This window comes from Cohnella sp. OV330, from assembly GCF_900112065.1.
Classification (GTDB): domain Bacteria; phylum Bacillota; class Bacilli; order Paenibacillales; family Paenibacillaceae; genus Cohnella.
The window spans coordinates 158,496-176,249 of the sequence record NZ_FOKE01000008.1 but is presented as its reverse complement, the minus strand read 5'-3'; the positions used below and the strand labels follow the sequence as shown (position 1 = coordinate 176,249).

Sequence of the window (17,754 nt, the reverse complement as noted above, 5' to 3'; positions counted from 1 at the left end):
CTCCTTCCTTTGGTGCGCCGTTACTTCGGGTGTCTTTACTTGATCTCCTTGCGTCTGAAAACCGCGACGGCGATGGCTGCGAAAACGATGGCGACCAGCGCCGGAACGTAAAGACTCTCAGCGAATCGGGATGCGCTCATCTCGGGATCCGCATAATGATTAATCAAGTTAAATATCGAATGCTCGTATAGCGTCTCGACGAACGGAAGATGTCGCCCCGCCATGACGTACAGTCCGTCCGCGAAAAAATAGAATACGAACGCGAAGCCGATCGTCTTGCCGCTTTCCGTCAGCAGCGTCGCGATAGCGCCCGTCACGGCTGCGAAGGCGGCTGCGAACGCAAGCGTCAGCGCAAAGGATTTAAGGATAAATCCCGTCTCCGACACGCCAGGAATCTCCCCAATACCGAAAAACATGGCGCCAAGCGCAAGATTCACGACCGGAAATACGAGCGCGGCCAGCATGGAACCGAATATAAAAACAATCATTTTCGCCGTAATATACTTGGCGCGGCTGTAACCGGAAGCGACTGCCCGTTTGATCGTCCCCGTCGCGTATTCGCTCGATATATAAAAGCCCGCCAAGACGCTAAGTCCGATCTTGATGATGTAATTGTTGCCGCCCATCGCCGCGGTCAGCATGTCGAGGCCGGTCGTCCCGGAGAGCGCGCCCCCGTCGTTCGGGTCGTCGAAATAGTTGAGCAGCACGTAAGCCGTCGCGGAGACGAACAACAGAGACAGCAGCAGCCAAAACGAACGGTTGCGCAGCAGCTTGTACCATTCGGAACGCAGCAGATTAAGCATGTTCGCCGCCTCCGATCCGCGAGGCGAAGTAGCTCTCCAGGTCCTCGCCCATCGGCATGAACTGCTCGAGCGCGAGCCCCTCTCCGACGAGCGTCGCGGAGACCGCCGCCGGACGATCCAAATACGAGAACAAACGGATGGAGCCGTCGTTCGTCACCTCGAACGCAGTCGTCGCCAGCTCCCGCTCGATAACGGCCGCGGCTCGTTCCGGGCGATCGACCTTGATATGAATGAACTGCCTGCACTTTTCCTGAAGCTCCCTGCTCGTCAGCTGCTCTAGCAGCTTTCCTTTGTGAATGATGCCATAATGCGTGGCCAGCAGATGGAGCTCGCTTAGAATATGGCTGGAGATCAGAATCGTGATGCCCATCTCCCGGTTAAGCTTCGTCAGCAGATCGCGCATCTCGACGACGCCCATCGGATCGAGCCCGTTCGTCGGCTCGTCGAGAATGAGAAATTCGGGCGACCCGAGCAGCGCGACGCCGAGCGCCAGACGCTGCTTCATGCCGAGCGAGAAGTTTCTCGCCTTTTTCCTCCCCGTGCCCGACAGTCCGACCAGTTCGAGCGTACGTTTCACGGTCTCGCGGCCCGGTATCCCTTGCTGCAGCCGATGCGCCTCCAAATTTTCGGCCGCAGTCAGCTGCGGGTACAGCGCCGGATTTTCGATGGAAACGCCCATCCGCCTGCGCGCCTTGACGAGTTCGGCGCCTCCCGTGGCTCCGAAAAGCTCCACCGAGCCGGACGTCGGAAAAGCCAGCCCCGTCACCAGCTTCATCAGCGTCGACTTGCCCGCCCCGTTTTGCCCGATGAACCCGTAGATGGTCCCTTGGCGAATCGAGAGATCCACGCGGGCAAGCGCCGTCTGGCTTTTGTACTGTTTGGTCAATTGATGCGTTCGCAGCACGTACTCATTCATTCGTTTCAGCCTCCTCTTCCTGTCTTCAAGTGTAGAGGCCGATTCATAAGACTCGGTAAAGCCGATTCATAAGAAAAGCTTAAGATTTAAGACTATAGCCCATTCCCCAGATCGTCTCGATATATTCCTCATCCGGATTCGCTCTCGCGAGCTTGTTCCGCAAGTTGCTCATATGTACGTTGACGACATTTTCGCCGCCGCCGAGATAATCCTCGCCCCATACGCTCTCGAACAGGTTCGCTTTGGCGAACAGCTTCTTCGGCGAAGACAGGAGCAGCGCCAGGATGTCGTACTCCCGGGCAGTCAACGACAGCTGAATGCCTCCGGCGATAGCGGTTATCGCTTCTGGATCGACCGTCAGATCCTTATGGACGAGCAGCTGCGGTTCTTGCGTTTGCGACTGAGGCAGCCTCCGGTGCCGGCGCAGCACCGAATCGATGCGCGCGTCGACCTCCTCGAGGTCGAACGGCTTGGTGATATAATCGTCCGCGCCCGTTTTAAGCGCCGAAATTTTCGATTGCCGCTCGTTCTTGGCCGAGATGACGATGACCGGATAGCCGTATCGTTCGCCGATCTCCTCCAGGAGCGCTTCGCCCCGTTTGCCGGGCAGCATCAGATCGAGCAGCACCATCGCCCATTCGCGCTGCCCCAGGTAAAGCTCCGCTTCCGTCCCCGAATAAGCCGGCTGGGGCTCGTGCCCGCTCGATCGAAGCACGCTGCAGAGCAGCCGATTGATATCGTCGTCGTCCTCCGCGACCAATATATGAAGGCGATCCGCCATTTTCAGACACTCCTGTTCGACTAGCCAGACTATCGACATTATAGCATGACGCTCGCGAGCGGATAACAAGACGCGGGCCTCGTTCATACATTGGATTAATCCACATTCGAGCGAGGGGATATCCTGCCATGATCGTAGCCGTAACAGGCGGCGCAGGCTTCATCGGCTCCCACCTGTCCGAAGCGCTGCTCGCCGCCGGGTCGGCCGTCCACGTCATCGACAACCTGTCGTCCGGTTATCGCGCCAACGTGCCCGCCGGAGCCGTCCTGCACGAAGCGGATATCCGATCTTCGGAAACGCGGGCCGTCATCGCCGGCATTCGGCCGGAGATCGTCTACCATCTGGCCGCCCAGGCGGACGTCCAACGCTCGATCGCCGATCCCGCGGAAGACGCGAGCGTCAACGTCGAGGGGACCTTGAACGTACTGGCCGCCTGCCGCGAAGGCGGAGCGCGGAAGATCGTCTTCGCATCGACTTCGGCCGTATACGGCAATGTCGGCAAGGAGGTCGTCTCCGAACGCGACAAGGCCGAGCCGGTATCGTTCTACGGCTTGTCCAAGCGCACGGCGGAGCAGTACATCCGAATCTACGGCCAATTGCACGGCCTTGACTATACGATCCTCAGATACGGCAACGTATACGGCCCGCGCCAGACTCCTAAGGGAGAAGGCGGCGTCGTGGCCGTATTTTTGGATCGTCTCCGTCAAGCCGACTCGCCGGTCGTGCACGGCGACGGGGAGCAGACGCGCGACTTCGTCTACGTCAAAGACATCGTCGCAGCCAATCTCGCCGCGCTGAACCGCGGGGCCCGCGAGACGCTTAACGCCGGCACCGGCCGCGCTACGTCGGTCAACGAACTGCTCCGGCTGCTCGAGCAGTGCAGGGGAGTACCGATCGCGCGCAGGCACGCCCCCGCGAGAGCCGGGGATATCCGCCACAGCCGACTCGATCCCCGCAGGGCGCGGCGCATCCTGCGTTGGAGCGCCGCTTACGATGCCATTGCGGGAATCGCCGAGACCTATGTCTCCACTCTGCCTTCGAACCGGTAGGGACCGTTCATGACGGCGAGGCCTTCCGTCGAACGGACGCACAAATAATAAACCTGGTCCGGCATGCCTCCGGTCGTCCGGTATTCGAGGCGGGTGACCGCGCTCAGAAAACAAGACTCGAGCGACCATTCGACCGTTGCGCCATTCGGATCGTCTTTTTTGAGGATCACCTCAAGCTCGCCCATGTCGAACGTGCCCGGATTGGACCAGCCGATCTCAATGCGCAGGACGACCTCGTCGCCGGGGTCGATTCCGTGCAGGCTGACGGACGTGAGGACGATCTCGTCGCGAATCGGGAACGGCGGGAAGCTGCCTTGCTCCGTGCCGGTGCTATGCTTATATTTGATCATGACCGATCCTTCCCTTCCGGACGCTGTCGTTCAAATCGCGAACCATTTGCAGAAATCCGTCGCAGTAAATGTGCGGCGCGAACCGGCTTCGAACGTGCGCGGCCGCCTCGTCCCGGATCGCCGCCCGAAGGCCGCTGTCGCTCATGAGACGAACGGACTCTTCATAGGCTTGGTTGATATCGCCCAGCTTGTAGTACATCCCCGTCCGCCAGTGATAGATCGAGGAGGATACGCCGTCCGAGTCGCTCGTCAGCACCGGACAGCGACAGCTCATTGCCTCAAGAATCGCGTACGGGGCGCCTTCGACCTTGGACGTGGAGCATAGAAAGCCGCCGGAGTCGCCTATATAGGAAAGATGCTTGCGCATGTCCGCGTTCGGCACGTTAGGAAAAAAAGACAAGCGGTCTCTCAGTCCGAGCCGGTCGATCCATAGCTCCATGCGCTCCCGCTCCTCGGGAATCGCAAGCGCTGGATCCTCGTACATCCGCAGCCGTATGCCCCTGTCGAAATCCCGGATGAGGCGCGCGCCGATCAGGAGGAATTCGAGCCAGTTTTTGTTGTCCTCGATCCGCCCGATCCACGCGATCTCGCGCTCGGGGGCGAAGCCGGCGAATTCGTAGGCGAACGCGTCCGAGTCGAAGCAATTGTGCAGCCGGTACTTGGGTACGTGCGGAAAAAATTCCTCGAAAATCGCATCGATATGCGGCGTGTACGGGTTTAGCAGCGCCGACGCGTACAGCTGAACGTAGGGGATGGCCTGCATCAGTTCCCGCCGCGCGACCGCTTTCGGCCCGAAGCCTTGGACTTCCAGAATGAGCGGACCGTCGTAACCAAGCATGCTGAACTTTTTGAGCGATACATAATCGGAGGTGACGACCACCGCGTCGAACCGTCCCGCGTCCAGCAGCCGCTTGATCTCGATGTCATCGCTCGTGACGGTCACCGGCAGTCCCGCGCTGTTCTGCAGCCCTGCTCCAGGTTCGAAGTAGAGGCAATGTCCGTCCGCCCCGCGTTCGCGAAGCGCCCGGATCCGCTGCCTGTTGAGCGTTTCCACGCCGCCGCTCGGCACATAATAAGCGAATAGTAGCTTCAACGGTATGGAGCACCTCCTCCGGCTTCAATCAATCCGTTCAAAATGCGCCTCGTTAAATAATGCGACCAATTGGCAGTTATTTTTGACCCGAATCGATACTCCGATCTGATCGCACTGCCTCGTATTCGTGATCATGAGCAGCGTGAAAGGCTGCTCGTAAGTATGCATGTCCTGCAGGGTCTTGCTTCTCCCTCCGCCCTGGACGTTAATGAGCATCTCATAGACGAGCCCGACCGGATTCAACATTTGGATCCAAATGTTGAAGTCCTTCGCGCCGCGGTTCACGATGTCCACTTCGAGCACGCCAATGTATCGCGAATCGATCGGCAACTGGACGCCGGCTTCCATCTTGAGGACGGACATGAATTCACCTTCTTGTTCGCTTGATGGTATACCATATTCCGGCTTGTATTTTCGGTTAAGGCATCTATCCGGGTCCGCATCGAGATTCGGCTATCGCCCTCCGATGTTCGTCCAAACCTTTCTCTCGCCGAACGCATTACTATAAATGAAACATGCTGTTAACCGGGAGGCGAACGCGTATGCGATTAGCTGATATTAAAGGGGACTACGACGGTATCTTCAGTCTGGGCGAACTATGCCTGTCGTCCATCCAGCTCGAGCGGTGCGGACTCCGGCCCTTCGCTGGACCGCTGGATTGGATGAGCACGCCGCAGCTGGCCGACGTGAACCGCCTGGTGGCGAACCGGTTCGAAGGCTTCATGGACCGCGATCATCTGACGTACGTGCAGCATGCGAGCGACAAGCTGTTCTTGGTGAAGGAAAACGTATACAACGCCTTCTCCAACCACGACTTTTTCGTCCATCGCAATTCCCCGGAGCTGCTTGAGGATCACCCTGCCGTCAAAATCAAATACGAACGCAGAGCGGCTCGCCTGCTTGAAAAAGCAGCGTCTGCTAGGCGGCTGTTGTTCGTTCGATGCGGCGGATCGATGGAGGAAGCGATCGGCCTGCAAAGCGTGCTGTCGGGCCTCGTCCGGCACGAATACCGCGTTCTGCTCGTGAATCATACCGACGTGGACACGCTCACGGAGACCGATTGGCCTTTGGAACGCGTCTGTACGGTCGAATTGCCCGGACACCCGGACGTCATCTGGGGAGGCAACAACCCCTATTGGGACAGGATGCTGTCCGGCATCGCGTTTAAGGAATCGCTTTAATCCGCGCTTCGTAACGCGCAAAAGCTGCGATGGCCGTCTATGGCCTAATCGCAGCTTTTTTGCGTTTATTAACCGATGCCCGGCAGCCGCAGCGTCGCGACAGGCAAGTCGGGCAGCCTGTAGCCGTCCGGCACGGCATGGTAAATCCGGTTCCACACCGCGTAGTTGACGGCGATATCCGGTCCGGGCGCCGCCGCGGGGTCGAACAATCCCGCGTACATCACGCCGGGCACGACGATCTCGTCGGGCTTCACGGCACTCCCCTCCCTCCGCTTTGAGCGATTCGTCCCGCCCTTTCATATACGTCCGCAAGCCGTTCGATCATCGCGTCCATCGACCAGTGGGCTTCCGCCCATTTCTTCGAAGCGTACGCGAGCCGCGCGCGATAGGCGCCATGCTCCAACAGGTCGTATAGATAGGCGCAGAGCATGCCGGTGTCGCGGCTCGGAAATACGAGCCCCGTATGGCCGTGCTCGACCATTTCCGGCAGCCCCCCCGCGTCGGATACGACGACGGCCGTTCCCGCGAGCTGCGCCTCGATGACGGAGATCGGCTGATTGTCCAAAATGCAGGCATGGACGAAAATGTCGGTCATGGCGAGCAACGCCGGCGCGTCCTGTCTGAAGCCCCAAAATACGATATCGTCCTGAAGACCGAGCGCTCTGGCCTGTCGCTCCAGGTCGCCCCTCAGTTCGCCGTCGCCGATCAGCCAGCAGACCCAGTCCTGCCGTACGTTTTTGAGCTGGGCGAGCGCCGTGATTAAAAGGTCGATCCCCTTAACGAACGTCAGACGCGCGGAGCAAGCGATGACCTTCTTGCCCGGCGGCTTGTTTATCGGCGTAGCGAGCATGCTTCTGGCGCGGAAAGTCTCCGTGTCCAGGCCGTACGGAAATACTTCGATGCGCGAGGGATCGACGCCGAAGTCTCCGGTCAAAATCGTTTTCATCCATTGATTCGCCGTGACGGCGATGTCTGCGGAAGAGGCGCCGTAATATTCCATCGCATGGCAATACCGCCAAGCCGGCGACTGCTCGCCGATGCCGAGCTCGGGGTGATCGCGGAAATGCGCGCGCAGCTCATGGGCGACCGAGCCGTGAATATGCGCGACGAGCGGCGTATGCCTCGGTTTGACGCGCGCCAGAGACCGTGCGGAAAAAACGTCCTGCGTATGGATGACGTCGTATTCGTTCAAGCCGAAGAAAGCGACGGCGAGCTCGAGACAGTAGCGGTCGAGCTCGTATTGGCGAATGACCGGATCGTTCAAGTAAGGCGCGGATGTCGCGGCGCTCAGCTTCGATTCGATCATCGGCATGACGTGCGCCTTCTCGAACGTCCGTCCGTCGCTGTACATATGGTAACTTTTATAGTCCGGACTATGTCCGAACAGGTCCACTTGATGGCCGCGCAGCGACATCGCTTTGCGAATCTGCTCCATGAACGCATGCACCCCGCCGACATGCGGAAGCAGCCAGTAGGTGGCCAGCAGGATTTTCATCCGAAAGTCCCTCCCTCCGCGAACAAGCTCGCGATCCTGAGACCGTAAAAAGCGCGCAAACCGTCATACTCGGCCATAAGCCCGGGCTTATTTTGAACCGTTCCCATCCCGCCGTGCATCCGGTATTCCGTCAAAGGGACGGCCAGATAGTCGATGCGAATGCCGCTCAGTACGGTCCTCGCCCAAAAATCGTAATCTTGCGTAAACCTCAGCGATTCGTTGAATTCGCCTACGATCGCGAAGATGTCTTTGCGCATCATGACCGTACAGCCGTTGATCGCATTCGTAGTGGCAAGAAGGCGCATGAGCGCGAGCCCGTCCGGGTATGGCGTACCGTAGCGGCTGTCGACGACCGTACCGCTCCCGTCGATGACGGCAAAGTCCGTGCAGCAGATCCTGGCGTGCCGCTCGCGCATATAGTTGAGCTGACGCTCGATTTTGTCGGGTCTGAACCGGTCGTCCGAGCTGAGCCAAGCGATATATTCGCCGGTGGACGCGCGAATGCCGGCGTTCAAGGCGCTTGCCGTTCCACCATTCGCTTTGCCGATATAGCGTACGCTTCCGGCATAAGCCGGCAAGATGCGATCCGCGTGCCGCGAGGAGCCGTCGTCGACCACGACGATCTCGATCGGCCGGTACGTTTGCGCCAACACGCTGTCGATCGCTTCGTTTATATAAGGGTCGTTGTAAAAGGGAATGACGACGGTCACGATGGGAGGCAAGCCGATTCTCCTTTCGAAGGGCGATTGGCCGGACGGTCCGAGAAGCAGTCGAGGCGCCCGTCGTATATCTTATTGCGGATCGTCCATACGCGCATGGATGAGTCGCCCCGTCGCAATCGCCTAAATCGACGAAAAAAAAGCTTCGCGCGTACGCGAAGCTTCGCTCTCCAGCTTGAACGATTATTTGCCCATTCTGCTTAAAAATTGATTCATGAGCACCGGCAGCGAGATGAGGATCGGCGGATCGTCGGGCCGCGGCGGAAACAGCTTGACCTGCTGCGGATATGGCTCCCCGAGCGGTCCGACGAACAGCGGCGCCCTGGACCTTGTGCGCAGCGTCCGCTGCGGCAGCAGAAAGTCCTTGACCTGCATCTCCCAGGCGACCGAAGTCGCCATGAGGTAATAGACGCCGGGCCGCACGCCCCTGAAGGAGAACCTGCCGAGCCCGGGCAGCAACGTGCCGTAGATCGGCATCCCCTCGGGAATGGGCTTGGCGAACAAGCCGATCAGCACGACGCCGTCGAACGGCTCGTCGGCGACGACGGTGCCGCTCACCTGCATGCCTCCCGGCTCGGAGGCAGCGGCGTGATCCTGCCAGTCGGACAGCTCGCGAAGCGCGCGCATGTATCTGGCGGCCTCCGGTTCGGACTGGCGGAACTCCCCCGGCGTCATTCCTACCCGCTCGGTGAAGCGGGTCGTAAACGTGCCGAGGCTCTGCTGTCCGATCTCGAGCCCGATCTGCCGGACGGACAGATTCGAGTTGAGCAGCAGGTCCTTGGCGCGCTCCAGGCGCAGCGACGATACGTAATACAGCGGCGGAAGGCCGATCCGTTCCTTGAAAATCCTCGCGAAGTGATAAGAGCTGAAAGCGACGTGACGGGCGAGGCGCGACAACGGCAGAGGCTCGTCCAAATTCTGATGAATGTAGGCGATCGCCTCGTCGATCTCTGCATATCGGACGTTCATGTCTTCGGCCCTTTCCATCTATTGGAATCGTATACTTTTCCATTTTAAAGGGACGCGTCGGGATTTACAACCTTTTATCGAACATTTGTTCGTTTTATTTGAAACGATCGCCTTTCAGCGCTGCCGCGTTCGCTTGCCCGCTCGCCGGCACGAAGCGGAGCGACGCCGAATTGACGAGATAATGGAGTTTGTCGGGCCCCGGTCCGTCGTAAAGCAAATAACCGAGTCTCGTACGGCCGAGCCGGCTCGCGATCGCCGTACGTACCGCGCCTCCCCTATAATCGGCCTCCCTTCGCACCAAGCCTTCGTGCAGCGGCTTCGTAAAGCTGGGCCAGCCCGTCCCCGAGTCGAACTTGTCCTCGGAACCGAACAACGGGTCGCCGGTGACGATGTCCACGTATATGCCGGGTTCATAGAAGTTCCAGTACGCGTTGTCGAATGCCGGCTCGGTCGCGCCGTGCTGGGTTACTTCGTATTGCAGAGGCGTCAGCTTGCGCCGAAGGCTCGCCTCGTCCTGATTGGTCCGCCAGGCGCGGCGGAGATAGTCCTCGCGGCCGGACCCTTCGACATACAGCTTGTAGTGCCGCACGTGCGTCTTGTAATAATGCTGATGCTCTTCCTCGGCCGGATAAAAAGGACCGGCGGGCACGATCTCCGTCACGATCCGCGACTTGAACCGTCCGCTCGATTCAAGCGCCCGCTTCGACGCCAAGGCGAGCTCGCGCTGCCCTTCGTCGTGATAGAAGATCGCCGTCCGGTACGAGCTGCCGCGATCGCCAAACTGACCGCCGCGGTCCGTCGGGTCGATCTGCTGCCAAAAAATGTCGAGCAGCCGCTCGTACGGGAACAGGTTCGGAAAAAAGGCGATCTGCACCGCTTCCGCATGGCCCGTCGTCTCGCTGCCGACCGATTCGTAGGTCGGACGGTCGGTGTGGCCGCCCGTATACCCGGAAGTGACGCTGATGATGCCCGGCAGCTCGTCGAAAGGCTTGACCATGCACCAGAAACATCCGCCTGCGAAGGTCGCGAGCGCCGGAAGGCCTGCTTCTTCCTCTGTCATCGGCAATCCCCTTTCTTTCTGCCTTTACCGCCGGCAGGTATGGTTAGATGCACAAGCTATCCCGTACGTCGCGCATAACATGAAGGAAGCAAAGTTAAAACGCCGTCGCCGTCTAGCGTCTGGCGATGCGTTCAACCGGAGACGGATCGAATGCCGTATAAAGTTATCCTATACGATTCGAGCCGTCGAATAAAGGAGGTGATCGGCTATGGCGGTTCGGCCGAACGCGCGGACGCGCAAAAGCTTGCAGGCTTACCAAGGCCAGCCCGTGTGCATTTTGATGAAGGACGGGACGTACTACGTCGGGCTGATCGGAGATATCAAAGGCGGCGAGCTCACGCTCTCCGGCGTACGCGGATCGGAAAAGTGGAATCCGCAGGCGGCGAAGCGGTCTTGGCAAAAAGCGAAAATCAGCGCCTTGGGCGCAGCGGCGGCACCCGCTGTCCCGGCAGCGGAGGCCGCAGCACCCGGAACCGGCGCCGGCAGCGCCGGCGGCGTCAGCCTCGGCAGCGGATTGGGCGGACTCGGCGGACTCGACGACCTGATGGGCTTCATGCAGAAGGCGCTGCCGCTTATGAAGATGGGCATGGACATGATCAAGACGATCATGCCGCTCATGGGCGGATTGAAGATGTGAGACGGCGCCGCGCCGGGTTGAACGGACCGATGACAAACAAGGGAGCGAACCGTCCTTCGCGGACGTTCGCTCCCTTGTTTGTCAATGCCCTTTTTTGCGAATCTGCTTGTCGTGATCCTCGCCCCACTCCTTGGCCTTGGCGGTGGCGATCGAGATCGCCCGGCGCTCGGAGTAACCGTCCTTCAGCAGCTCGTTGGCGATGTCGATCGCCTTGTTGCGAACAGGCGCCATGAAGTTTTTAAGCGAATCCGGATAGTCGTCTTTGTCCCAAGGCATAGCCATTCCTCCTGTCGGATCGTCTACTAATAACTTGGACGATCGCGAGCGGGATGAATCAGTCCGGCTGTATCGCTCGGCGTGACAGCCGGCTGGCAGAACGCATCAGGCCAAGATTGCCTCGATGCGTTCGATCGTCTCCTGCGACAGCGAGACGCCGGACGCCTTCGCGTTTTCTTCGAGCTGGGACGTCTTCGTGGCGCCGACGAGCGCGCTGGCCACGCTCTCGTGCCGCAATATCCAGGCGATCGCAAGCGTCGACAGCGACAGGTCCAATTCCTTGGCGACGGCGTCCAGCCGTTCGACTTTTTGCAGATGCGCTTCGGTCAGGAAGCCTTTGATCCACATGTTCGTCTTCGGATCCGCCGCTCGGCTGTCCGACGGCAAATTTTGTCCAAGCCGATACTTACCCGTCAATACGCCTTGCGCGAGCGGAGAAAATACGACCTGAGACAGCCCGTTTTTCTCGCTGACCGGCAGCACGTCGCTCTCGATGTTCCGATAGAACATGTTATATTGCGGCTGGTTGACGACGATCCGGTCCAACAGGTATTTATCCGCGACCTGAAGCGCCTCTTGAATCTGCGCGCCAGTCCATTCGCTCACGCCGACGTACAGCACCTTGCCCTGCCGCACGAAATCTTCGATCGTCCGCAGCGTCTCCTCGAGACGCGTGTCCGGATCGTAGCGATGGCAGTAGAAAATGTCTACGTAATCCTGCTTCAGCCGCTTGAGGCTGGCGTTCAGCTGCTCGTACACATGCTTGCGGGACAAGCCGCGGTCGTTCGGTCCTTGACCCATCGGCCAAAAAGCCTTCGTCGCCAGCACGTAAGATTCCCGCGGATAACGGGGCAGCACTTCGCCGAGCATGCGCTCCGCCTCTCCCTGCTCGTACACGTTGGCCGTATCGATGAAGTTGATGCCTAGCTCGAACGCGCGGTCAACCAGCTTCGCGCCGGTGTCTTGGCCGACCGTGTGGCCGTAGGTCATCCAACTGCCGAAGCTGATCTCGCTAACTTTAAGGCCGGTTTGCCCTAATTTTCTGTACTTCAATTCGAGCACCTCTTTCAATATTTATCGTGAACACGCGTTTATAATTGTACCACGCCTATCTCGGCGTATCAAACCGCCGAAGGTATGTAAAAAGGCGCGCAGGGGGCTTAGCCAAGTCCCCCTATTCGAATGCCGCAGCCGTCTGTTTGGCCGATACGGATGCCTCGAGCGCCTGCACGATCGGCAGGCGCAGCGAAAATTCGCTGCCTTCTCCCTTTTCGCTTTTCAGCGAGAGCGTCCCGCCGAGCAGCGTCGCGAGCTGCAGGCTGATCGACAGCCCGAGCCCGGTCCCGCCGAAGCGGCGGTTGATGGAACCGTCCTCCTGCCTGAACGCTTCGAATATCAGCTCCTGCTTGCTCTTTTCAATGCCGACGCCCGTATCCTTCACCGTGAAGACGACTTGGCTGTCGCCCGCTCCGTTCGCCGGACGCTCGGTCGAGACAAGCAGCGCGACATAGCCGCCGTCCGTGAATTTAATGGCATTAACGAGCAGGTTCCGCAGGATCTGGCCCAATCGCAGTCCATCGGACAACAACGTATGGGGGACATCTTCCTCTACGCTCAGGCGAAACTCGAGATTTTTCACTTCGGCCAGGGGCTTCATCTGGCGGTGAAGCAGCTCGACCGTATCGCTAAGCGACAGGATATCCCAAACGATATCCATCTTGCCGGCTTCGACTTTGGACAGGTCCAAAATATCGTTGATCATGTGCAGCAGCTGCTCGCCCGATGCCTGAATGATGTTCGCGTACCGGCGGTTGTCCTCGGGACGGAACCCGTCCTCGGACTCGCCGATCATCTGCGACAGCAAAATGATGCTGTTAAGCGGCGTCTTCAGTTCATGCGACATGTTCGCCATGAACTCCGACTTATATTTGGAAGCCTGAAGGATAAGCTCCGCCTTTTCCTCCAGCATCTTCTGGGAATCGAGCAGTTCCCGCGTCCGCTTCTCGAGCGCTTCGTTCGTCTCCTTGAGCCTTACCGCCCGCTGCTGGTCGAGGAAAAAGTCCCGAATGATAAACAGAAAAAACGTGCCGAGCAAAAGCGTGGCCGGCAGCGAATAAGGCAAAATGTGGGTGGCGTAATTGACGCGGTCGACCGCTCCGTAGGCAAGGATGCCACCGACCTGAAGGGCGTTGATCGTCAACAGTGAGATAGTCGCCTTGACCGGGTATCCCCACTTCGGTCTTCGCCTGTACAAGCCGACAAGTATCGAACCGGCGATGCCGAGCGTCGAGATGTTGCAAAAAGCGGTAAACGCGGACGCCGACATCCCGTTGATGCCGAATCGCGCCAGCGCAATGCCGAAGCCGATGGCCAGAATCGTCCGCGGATCGCGGAAGACGAGCGTGGCGAAGATGATCGGCACGTTGCGAAGATCGAAGATGGCCGATCCGTTGTACCGGACGCCGAACTTCATCGCAAGCCATCCTAGCGCGATAAAGCCGACGATCATCGCGACCTGCTTCACGTAGTCCGATGTATGCTGAAACGCGTATTTGTAAATGAGGTTAAATAAAAACGTAAACGTGATCAGGATGGTGATGCTAGTAAAAAAAGCCGCGCCTATCTCCATGTCACACCTCCCGATTCTTATAGTGTACATCATAAGAATCGGGACCGTATAGCCATAAATTGTTACAGATTGCAGTCTCTGCACTTATTTCAGAAACGGTAAGATCGCCTCCAGCGACTGCTTCGGCGCCGCCGCGATCAGGTCGCCTTTGTCTGCGAGCCTCGCTTCGATCGTATGAAGCGTAAAGTCGCGCGGATCGGCGCCTTTCCTCACTTCTTCCCATGTCAACGGCGTTGATACGGTCGCTTCCGGCCGCCCGCGGGGCGTATAAGGCGCGGAAAGGCTTTTGCCCGCCGCATGCTGGACATAATCCACGTAGATCAGGTTTTTTCTGTTTTTGATCAGCCGTTCGACCGTAAATAGCTTCGGATACTTTTCAGATAAATACTTGCCGACGAAACCTCCCGCCTTTCGCAATTCATCGAAGCTGTAGCCAGGTCGCACAGGGACGACAATTTGCACGCCCGTGGCGCCGCTCGTCTTGGGTACGGAGGCGATGCCCATGCCAGCCAGCGCTTCTCCGATCAGCGAGACCGCCTCCATCAGCCGTCCGCGGAGCGCCTCGCTCGGATCGATGTCGAGCACCCATTCGGCCGGCTCCTCTCCGCCTACGTATTCGAACGATGGATGGAATTCGAGCGCGGCGAGATTGCCCATCCACAGCAAGGTCGGCAGCGAGTCCGCGACGATATAGCGAACTTCGTCCTTTATCGCCGTGCGCACGAAAGGCGGCAACGGCTCCGGCGCGTTTTTTTGATAAAAAGCCTTCCCGCCCGCTCCGTCCGGGTAACGGATGGCCGTCATGTACCGGTTTTTGCAATAGGGCAGCAAGTAAGGAGACAACGCGACGAGCTTTTGCAAATACATCGCCTTATGAATGCCGGCTTCGGGCCACATCAGCTTATCCGGGTTTGTCACCTTGATCTCGAAGCCTTCGACTTCGATCGAATAGTTCTCCGCGGCACTCATAGCGGAATCCCCTCCAGATCGATCAGTTTGGGATGCCGCAGCAAGCCCGCATCCGTCATCTCCCTGCCGCTGACCCTGCCCGCGAGCGGCGCGTCCAGCCACCGGACGTCAGCGCCTCGCAAGCCTTCGGGCGAGCTCTCCCAATAGTCGGCGCGGGAGCGGCCGGCGGGCAGCCTACGCAGAGCAGCCTTCGCCTTCTCGTTAAGCCCCGACGACACGCGGCCCATATACCGATCGCCTTTTCGCATGACAAGGCTCGATACGCGTCCCTCCTTCCAAATGATGCCGACGATGTCGACATCCATATGGTGGACGGTCTTCCGCTTGATCCAATCGCGATGCTCCTTGCCTTCTTTGTAGGCTGACGCCCTCTTTTTGCTGACGACGCCTTCCCAGCCGTTCGCCTCGACCCATCGCCAAAGCGCTTCGCCGTCCTCGAATTCGTCCGCGACGTAAAACGGCGACTGCCAGCCCTGCGTCAGGCGGATCAGACGCTCCCTTCGTTCCGCGTAGGGCAGCCGCCGAAGATCCTCGCCGTTCGCCTCGAGCAGGTCGAACAAAATATATTGGACGGGATGACGCCTGGCCGAGGCCTCGACCAACCGGTCACCGAGCAGCTTGCCCCGCTGCTGCATGAGCTGGAAGCTGGGCTTGCCGGTATGCGGGTCCAGAATGACCGCCTCGCCGTCAAGTATGTAGTTCCCGGGACGGCCGGCTAGCGCCGCCGTCAGCTCGGGGTAAGAATCGTTTTGCGGCAGCATGCGCTTGGAATACAACCGGACGCGATCGCCCCGCACCTCGGCGATGAGTCGATAACCGTCCCATTTGAGCTGGTGTACCCAAGCGCTCCCCGTCGGCGTGCGTTCCTCCGCCACGGGAGACATCGGGGTGAATGGCTCCATCGGTCAGCTCCCTGTTTTCTTCGTCCTCGTCTTGGAGGCGGAGGCCTCCTGTTTCCCCTCTTTCGTCTTCGGCTCGTCCTTTTCTGCTTTGGTCGCGCTGCGCTTACGCGCGGGCTTTTTCGCTTCTTTCTTGTTTGCTTCCTTGTCGGCGGCCGCGTCGGCCGCTTGTCCCTTATCCGGTCCTGCCTGCTTCAAACTTGCTTTCAGCGCTTCCATCAGATCGATGACATTGGTCTTCTTCTCTTCCGGTGCGAACTTGACTTCCTTGCCCTTGACCTTGTCCTCGATCGCGTCCATCAGCCGTTCCTTGTAGACATCCTCGTACTTCTCGGGCTCGAAGGGCGCGCTGAGCTGGTCGATCAGCATGCGGGCCATCTGAAGCTCCCGCTCGTCCGCCTTCGTCTCTTCCGGCAGGTTCGGAATTTCTTTTTTGCTGCGAATCTCCTCGGCGTAGAACATGGTCGACATCGAGAGGACGCCGTCCACGATGCGGATCGCCGCCAAGCTGCTTCTCGAGCGGATGCTGACGTTGGCGATGCCGATCTTGCGCGTATCGAGCAGCGCCTGCACGAGCAGATTGTAAGCGTGCGTGCCGTTGCTTTCCGGCGCGAGGTAGTAGGTTTTCTGATAGTAAATCGGGTCGATCTCCTCCAGGTCCACGAAATCGAGAATGCGGATCTCGCGCGAAGTCTCCGAAGCGATCTCCTCGAGCTCGTCCTTGTCGAAAGTCACGAAGTGGCCGGGCTCGTATTCGTAGCCTTTGACGATATCGCTCCACTTCACTTCTTCCTCGCACTTCGGGCAGGTTCTATGGTATTGAATCGGCACGTTAAGCTCCTTGTGCAGCATGCGCATCTGTAGATCGTTGTCCTGGGTGGCCGTGAACATCTTGACCGGCACGTTGACCAGCCCGAAGCTGACCGCGCCCTTCCATATCGTTTGCATCGCGCGCTCCCCCTTTGCATTGTTGCCGCTATCGATCCGGTATCATTCATTAACCGAAGCCGGCGGGACGTGAATCTTCCAACTCTTGTCCGTGTCGGGCGACGGCGGGCAAGCATACAGTATGGCGATCGGAGGGGGAGCCGCTTTGATAAACCGCAAGGGCGTGCATATCGCGAACAAATGGGTCAAAACGGTCGCGACGCTGCGAGATCCCTCAGTCGCTCCGCACGTGCCCGATACGCGGAGGATGAATCGGACGACGCTCGCGAATATGCTGAACCGGTACGGCATGATCTACGTCAAACCCGTCGCCGGCACGTGCGGCCGCGGCGTGATGCGCATCGAACGGACGCCCGGGCAACGGCTGCCTTATAGCTGTCATGCGGGACTAAGCAAAAAGCGCTTTTCGTCCATCGACAAGCTTTACGGCCACGTCTCGCGGATGAAGCGGCGCCGTCCGTATCTCGCGCAGCGCGGCGTGCACCTGCTCAAGACGAACGGCAGGCGCTTCGACATTCGCGTCATGGTGCAAAAAAATCCGGCCGGCGCCTGGGAGCCGACCGGCGTCATTGCGAGAGTCGCCCAGAGAGGCAAGGCCGTCACGAATTATCATGACGGAGGCACGCCTGTCGCCTTAAGCCGACTGCTTCGGCCCAAATTAGGTTCTAACGGCGCGAGGCAAGCTGAAAGCAAGCTGAAGGCGCTCGGCCTTCGTTCCGCGAGGGCGCTGGCGAGGGCCCACCCCAAGATCAACATGGTCGGCGCCGACATCGGCCTCGATACCAAGCTTCGTCCGTGGATCATCGAGCTGAACACGTCGCCGGATCCGTATCTGTTCAGGCATCTGAAGGATAAGTCCACGCACCGCAAAGTCATGCGGTACGCGCGGGCGCTCGGCCGCATCCCCGCCGCGCGAACGGCGGGCAGGACGCGCACCGCGAAAAGAGCTCGCCGCAAACGTTAAAAGGACGTGTCCGGGT

Annotated in this window: 21 protein-coding genes; 4 read left to right on the top strand and 17 right to left on the bottom strand. The window is 59.2% G+C overall.

The window, feature by feature from the left end; translation table 11 throughout:
- Positions 1-35: 35 nt before the first annotated feature.
- The 3 genes from BM235_RS19540 to BM235_RS19530 all read right to left on the bottom strand — a co-directional run bounded on the left by BM235_RS19540 (position 36) and on the right by BM235_RS19530 (position 2,500).
- The gene (locus BM235_RS19540) at positions 36-803 is read right to left on the bottom strand and encodes an ABC transporter permease (RefSeq protein WP_090115906.1); all 768 of its coding nucleotides are present in this window, start codon (positions 801-803) and stop codon (positions 36-38) included.
- Complete coding sequence (locus BM235_RS19535; protein WP_090115905.1) at positions 796-1,719, bottom strand: ATP-binding cassette domain-containing protein; 924 nt, start codon at positions 1,717-1,719, stop codon at positions 796-798. Before BM235_RS19535 ends, BM235_RS19540 begins: the two co-directional genes overlap by 8 nt.
- 79 nt (positions 1,720-1,798) lie before the next feature.
- Positions 1,799-2,500 carry a response regulator transcription factor gene (locus tag BM235_RS19530; RefSeq protein WP_090115904.1) on the bottom strand — a complete coding sequence of 234 codons (702 nt, stop codon included), beginning with the start codon at positions 2,498-2,500 and terminating at the stop codon, positions 1,799-1,801.
- 128 nt (positions 2,501-2,628) lie between these two features.
- Here BM235_RS19530 and BM235_RS19525 point away from each other — a divergent pair, with 128 nt between their 5' ends.
- Entirely contained in the window at positions 2,629-3,549 is a 921-nt protein-coding gene (locus BM235_RS19525; RefSeq protein WP_090115903.1) for an NAD-dependent epimerase/dehydratase family protein, read from the top strand.
- Here BM235_RS19525 and BM235_RS19520 read toward each other — a convergent pair.
- Genes BM235_RS19520 through BM235_RS19510 form a run of 3 tightly spaced genes read right to left on the bottom strand, consistent with a single transcriptional unit; the run spans position 3,519 to position 5,355 of the window.
- Positions 3,519-3,899, bottom strand: a complete 381-nt coding sequence (locus tag BM235_RS19520) for a hypothetical protein (RefSeq protein WP_090115902.1) — start codon at positions 3,897-3,899, stop codon at positions 3,519-3,521. The two genes, BM235_RS19525 and BM235_RS19520, sit on opposite strands and share 31 nt — an antisense overlap.
- Positions 3,886-4,992 (bottom strand): glycosyltransferase family 4 protein, encoded by a 1,107-nt coding sequence (locus tag BM235_RS19515; RefSeq protein ID WP_090115901.1) that lies wholly within the window; start codon positions 4,990-4,992, stop codon positions 3,886-3,888. Before BM235_RS19515 ends, BM235_RS19520 begins: the two co-directional genes overlap by 14 nt.
- A 24-nt stretch (positions 4,993-5,016) precedes the next feature.
- Positions 5,017-5,355 (bottom strand): hypothetical protein, encoded by a 339-nt coding sequence (locus tag BM235_RS19510; protein WP_090115900.1) that lies wholly within the window; start codon positions 5,353-5,355, stop codon positions 5,017-5,019.
- A gap of 179 nt (positions 5,356-5,534) precedes the next feature.
- Between BM235_RS19510 and BM235_RS19505 the strand changes: the two genes are divergently transcribed.
- Positions 5,535-6,173, top strand: coding sequence for a DUF1796 family putative cysteine peptidase (locus BM235_RS19505; RefSeq protein ID WP_090115899.1), 639 nt, complete (start codon positions 5,535-5,537; stop codon positions 6,171-6,173).
- 68 nt (positions 6,174-6,241) lie between these two features.
- On the opposite strand, the gene BM235_RS19500 is transcribed toward BM235_RS19505, so the two are convergent.
- From BM235_RS19500 to msrA, 5 genes are all read right to left on the bottom strand, one after another.
- The gene (locus BM235_RS19500; protein WP_090115898.1) at positions 6,242-6,427 is read right to left on the bottom strand and encodes a hypothetical protein; all 186 of its coding nucleotides are present in this window, start codon (positions 6,425-6,427) and stop codon (positions 6,242-6,244) included.
- Positions 6,424-7,668, bottom strand: coding sequence for a glycosyltransferase family 4 protein (locus BM235_RS19495; protein WP_090115897.1), 1,245 nt, complete (start codon positions 7,666-7,668; stop codon positions 6,424-6,426). Before BM235_RS19495 ends, BM235_RS19500 begins: the two co-directional genes overlap by 4 nt.
- A complete protein-coding gene (locus tag BM235_RS19490; RefSeq protein WP_090115896.1) occupies positions 7,665-8,390 on the bottom strand; it encodes a glycosyltransferase family 2 protein in 726 nt (241 codons plus the stop codon). The genes BM235_RS19495 and BM235_RS19490 overlap by 4 nt, the downstream gene beginning before the upstream one ends.
- Positions 8,391-8,570: 180 nt before the next feature.
- Positions 8,571-9,356 (bottom strand): helix-turn-helix domain-containing protein, encoded by a 786-nt coding sequence (locus tag BM235_RS19485; protein WP_090115895.1) that lies wholly within the window; start codon positions 9,354-9,356, stop codon positions 8,571-8,573.
- 94 nt (positions 9,357-9,450) lie between these two features.
- Positions 9,451-10,416 (bottom strand): peptide-methionine (S)-S-oxide reductase MsrA, encoded by a 966-nt coding sequence (gene msrA / locus BM235_RS19480; protein ID WP_090115894.1) that lies wholly within the window; start codon positions 10,414-10,416, stop codon positions 9,451-9,453.
- Positions 10,417-10,624: 208 nt separating this feature from the next.
- Here msrA and BM235_RS19475 point away from each other — a divergent pair, with 208 nt between their 5' ends.
- Positions 10,625-11,053, top strand: coding sequence for a hypothetical protein (locus BM235_RS19475; protein WP_090115893.1), 429 nt, complete (start codon positions 10,625-10,627; stop codon positions 11,051-11,053).
- An 81-nt stretch (positions 11,054-11,134) separates the two neighbouring features.
- Here the strand turns inward: BM235_RS19475 and BM235_RS19470 are convergent, their stop codons facing one another.
- The 6 genes from BM235_RS19470 to BM235_RS19445 form a co-directional block, all read right to left on the bottom strand.
- Positions 11,135-11,329: a DUF2188 domain-containing protein gene (locus tag BM235_RS19470; RefSeq protein WP_090115892.1), complete on the bottom strand. Its 195-nt coding sequence runs from the start codon at positions 11,327-11,329 to the stop codon at positions 11,135-11,137.
- 105 nt (positions 11,330-11,434) lie between these two features.
- On the bottom strand, positions 11,435-12,382 hold the full coding sequence (locus tag BM235_RS19465) for an aldo/keto reductase family protein (RefSeq protein WP_090115891.1): 948 nt from the start codon (positions 12,380-12,382) through the stop codon (positions 11,435-11,437).
- Between the two features lie 121 nt (positions 12,383-12,503).
- Complete coding sequence (locus BM235_RS19460; RefSeq protein ID WP_158543817.1) at positions 12,504-13,958, bottom strand: ATP-binding protein; 1,455 nt, start codon at positions 13,956-13,958, stop codon at positions 12,504-12,506.
- An 84-nt stretch (positions 13,959-14,042) separates the two neighbouring features.
- Entirely contained in the window at positions 14,043-14,927 is an 885-nt protein-coding gene (ligD, locus tag BM235_RS19455; protein ID WP_090115889.1) for a non-homologous end-joining DNA ligase, read from the bottom strand.
- On the bottom strand, positions 14,924-15,829 hold the full coding sequence (locus BM235_RS19450) for an ATP-dependent DNA ligase (RefSeq protein WP_090115888.1): 906 nt from the start codon (positions 15,827-15,829) through the stop codon (positions 14,924-14,926). Before BM235_RS19450 ends, ligD begins: the two co-directional genes overlap by 4 nt.
- A 3-nt stretch (positions 15,830-15,832) precedes the next feature.
- Positions 15,833-16,774 (bottom strand): non-homologous end joining protein Ku, encoded by a 942-nt coding sequence (locus BM235_RS19445; protein ID WP_090115887.1) that lies wholly within the window; start codon positions 16,772-16,774, stop codon positions 15,833-15,835.
- Positions 16,775-16,919: 145 nt separating this feature from the next.
- Here BM235_RS19445 and BM235_RS19440 point away from each other — a divergent pair, with 145 nt between their 5' ends.
- Positions 16,920-17,738: a YheC/YheD family protein gene (locus BM235_RS19440; RefSeq protein ID WP_255374480.1), complete on the top strand. Its 819-nt coding sequence runs from the start codon at positions 16,920-16,922 to the stop codon at positions 17,736-17,738.
- Positions 17,739-17,754: the final 16 nt, after the last annotated feature.

Excerpts from the sequence above, each read along its gene's own strand:
- BM235_RS19540 (WP_090115906.1), bottom strand. The coding sequence starts at position 803 with ATGCTTAATCTGCTGCGTTCCGAATGGTACAAGCTGCTGCGCAACCGT.
- BM235_RS19495 (WP_090115897.1), bottom strand. The coding sequence starts at position 7,668 with ATGAAAATCCTGCTGGCCACCTACTGGCTGCTTCCGCATGTCGGCGGG.
- BM235_RS19475 (WP_090115893.1), top strand. The coding sequence starts at position 10,625 with ATGGCGGTTCGGCCGAACGCGCGGACGCGCAAAAGCTTGCAGGCTTAC.
- BM235_RS19470 (WP_090115892.1), bottom strand. The coding sequence starts at position 11,329 with ATGCCTTGGGACAAAGACGACTATCCGGATTCGCTTAAAAACTTCATG.
- BM235_RS19520 (WP_090115902.1), bottom strand. The coding sequence starts at position 3,899 with ATGATCAAATATAAGCATAGCACCGGCACGGAGCAAGGCAGCTTCCCG.
- BM235_RS19485 (WP_090115895.1), bottom strand. The coding sequence starts at position 9,356 with ATGAACGTCCGATATGCAGAGATCGACGAGGCGATCGCCTACATTCAT.
- BM235_RS19530 (WP_090115904.1), bottom strand. The coding sequence starts at position 2,500 with ATGGCGGATCGCCTTCATATATTGGTCGCGGAGGACGACGACGATATC.
- BM235_RS19505 (WP_090115899.1), top strand. The coding sequence starts at position 5,535 with ATGCGATTAGCTGATATTAAAGGGGACTACGACGGTATCTTCAGTCTG.
- BM235_RS19535 (WP_090115905.1), bottom strand. The coding sequence starts at position 1,719 with ATGAATGAGTACGTGCTGCGAACGCATCAATTGACCAAACAGTACAAA.
- BM235_RS19525 (WP_090115903.1), top strand. The coding sequence starts at position 2,629 with ATGATCGTAGCCGTAACAGGCGGCGCAGGCTTCATCGGCTCCCACCTG.
- BM235_RS19510 (WP_090115900.1), bottom strand. The coding sequence starts at position 5,355 with ATGTCCGTCCTCAAGATGGAAGCCGGCGTCCAGTTGCCGATCGATTCG.
- BM235_RS19460 (WP_158543817.1), bottom strand. The coding sequence starts at position 13,958 with ATGGAGATAGGCGCGGCTTTTTTTACTAGCATCACCATCCTGATCACG.
- BM235_RS19450 (WP_090115888.1), bottom strand. The coding sequence starts at position 15,829 with ATGGAGCCATTCACCCCGATGTCTCCCGTGGCGGAGGAACGCACGCCG.
- msrA (WP_090115894.1), bottom strand. The coding sequence starts at position 10,416 with ATGACAGAGGAAGAAGCAGGCCTTCCGGCGCTCGCGACCTTCGCAGGC.
- ligD (WP_090115889.1), bottom strand. The coding sequence starts at position 14,927 with ATGAGTGCCGCGGAGAACTATTCGATCGAAGTCGAAGGCTTCGAGATC.
- BM235_RS19445 (WP_090115887.1), bottom strand. The coding sequence starts at position 16,774 with ATGCAAACGATATGGAAGGGCGCGGTCAGCTTCGGGCTGGTCAACGTG.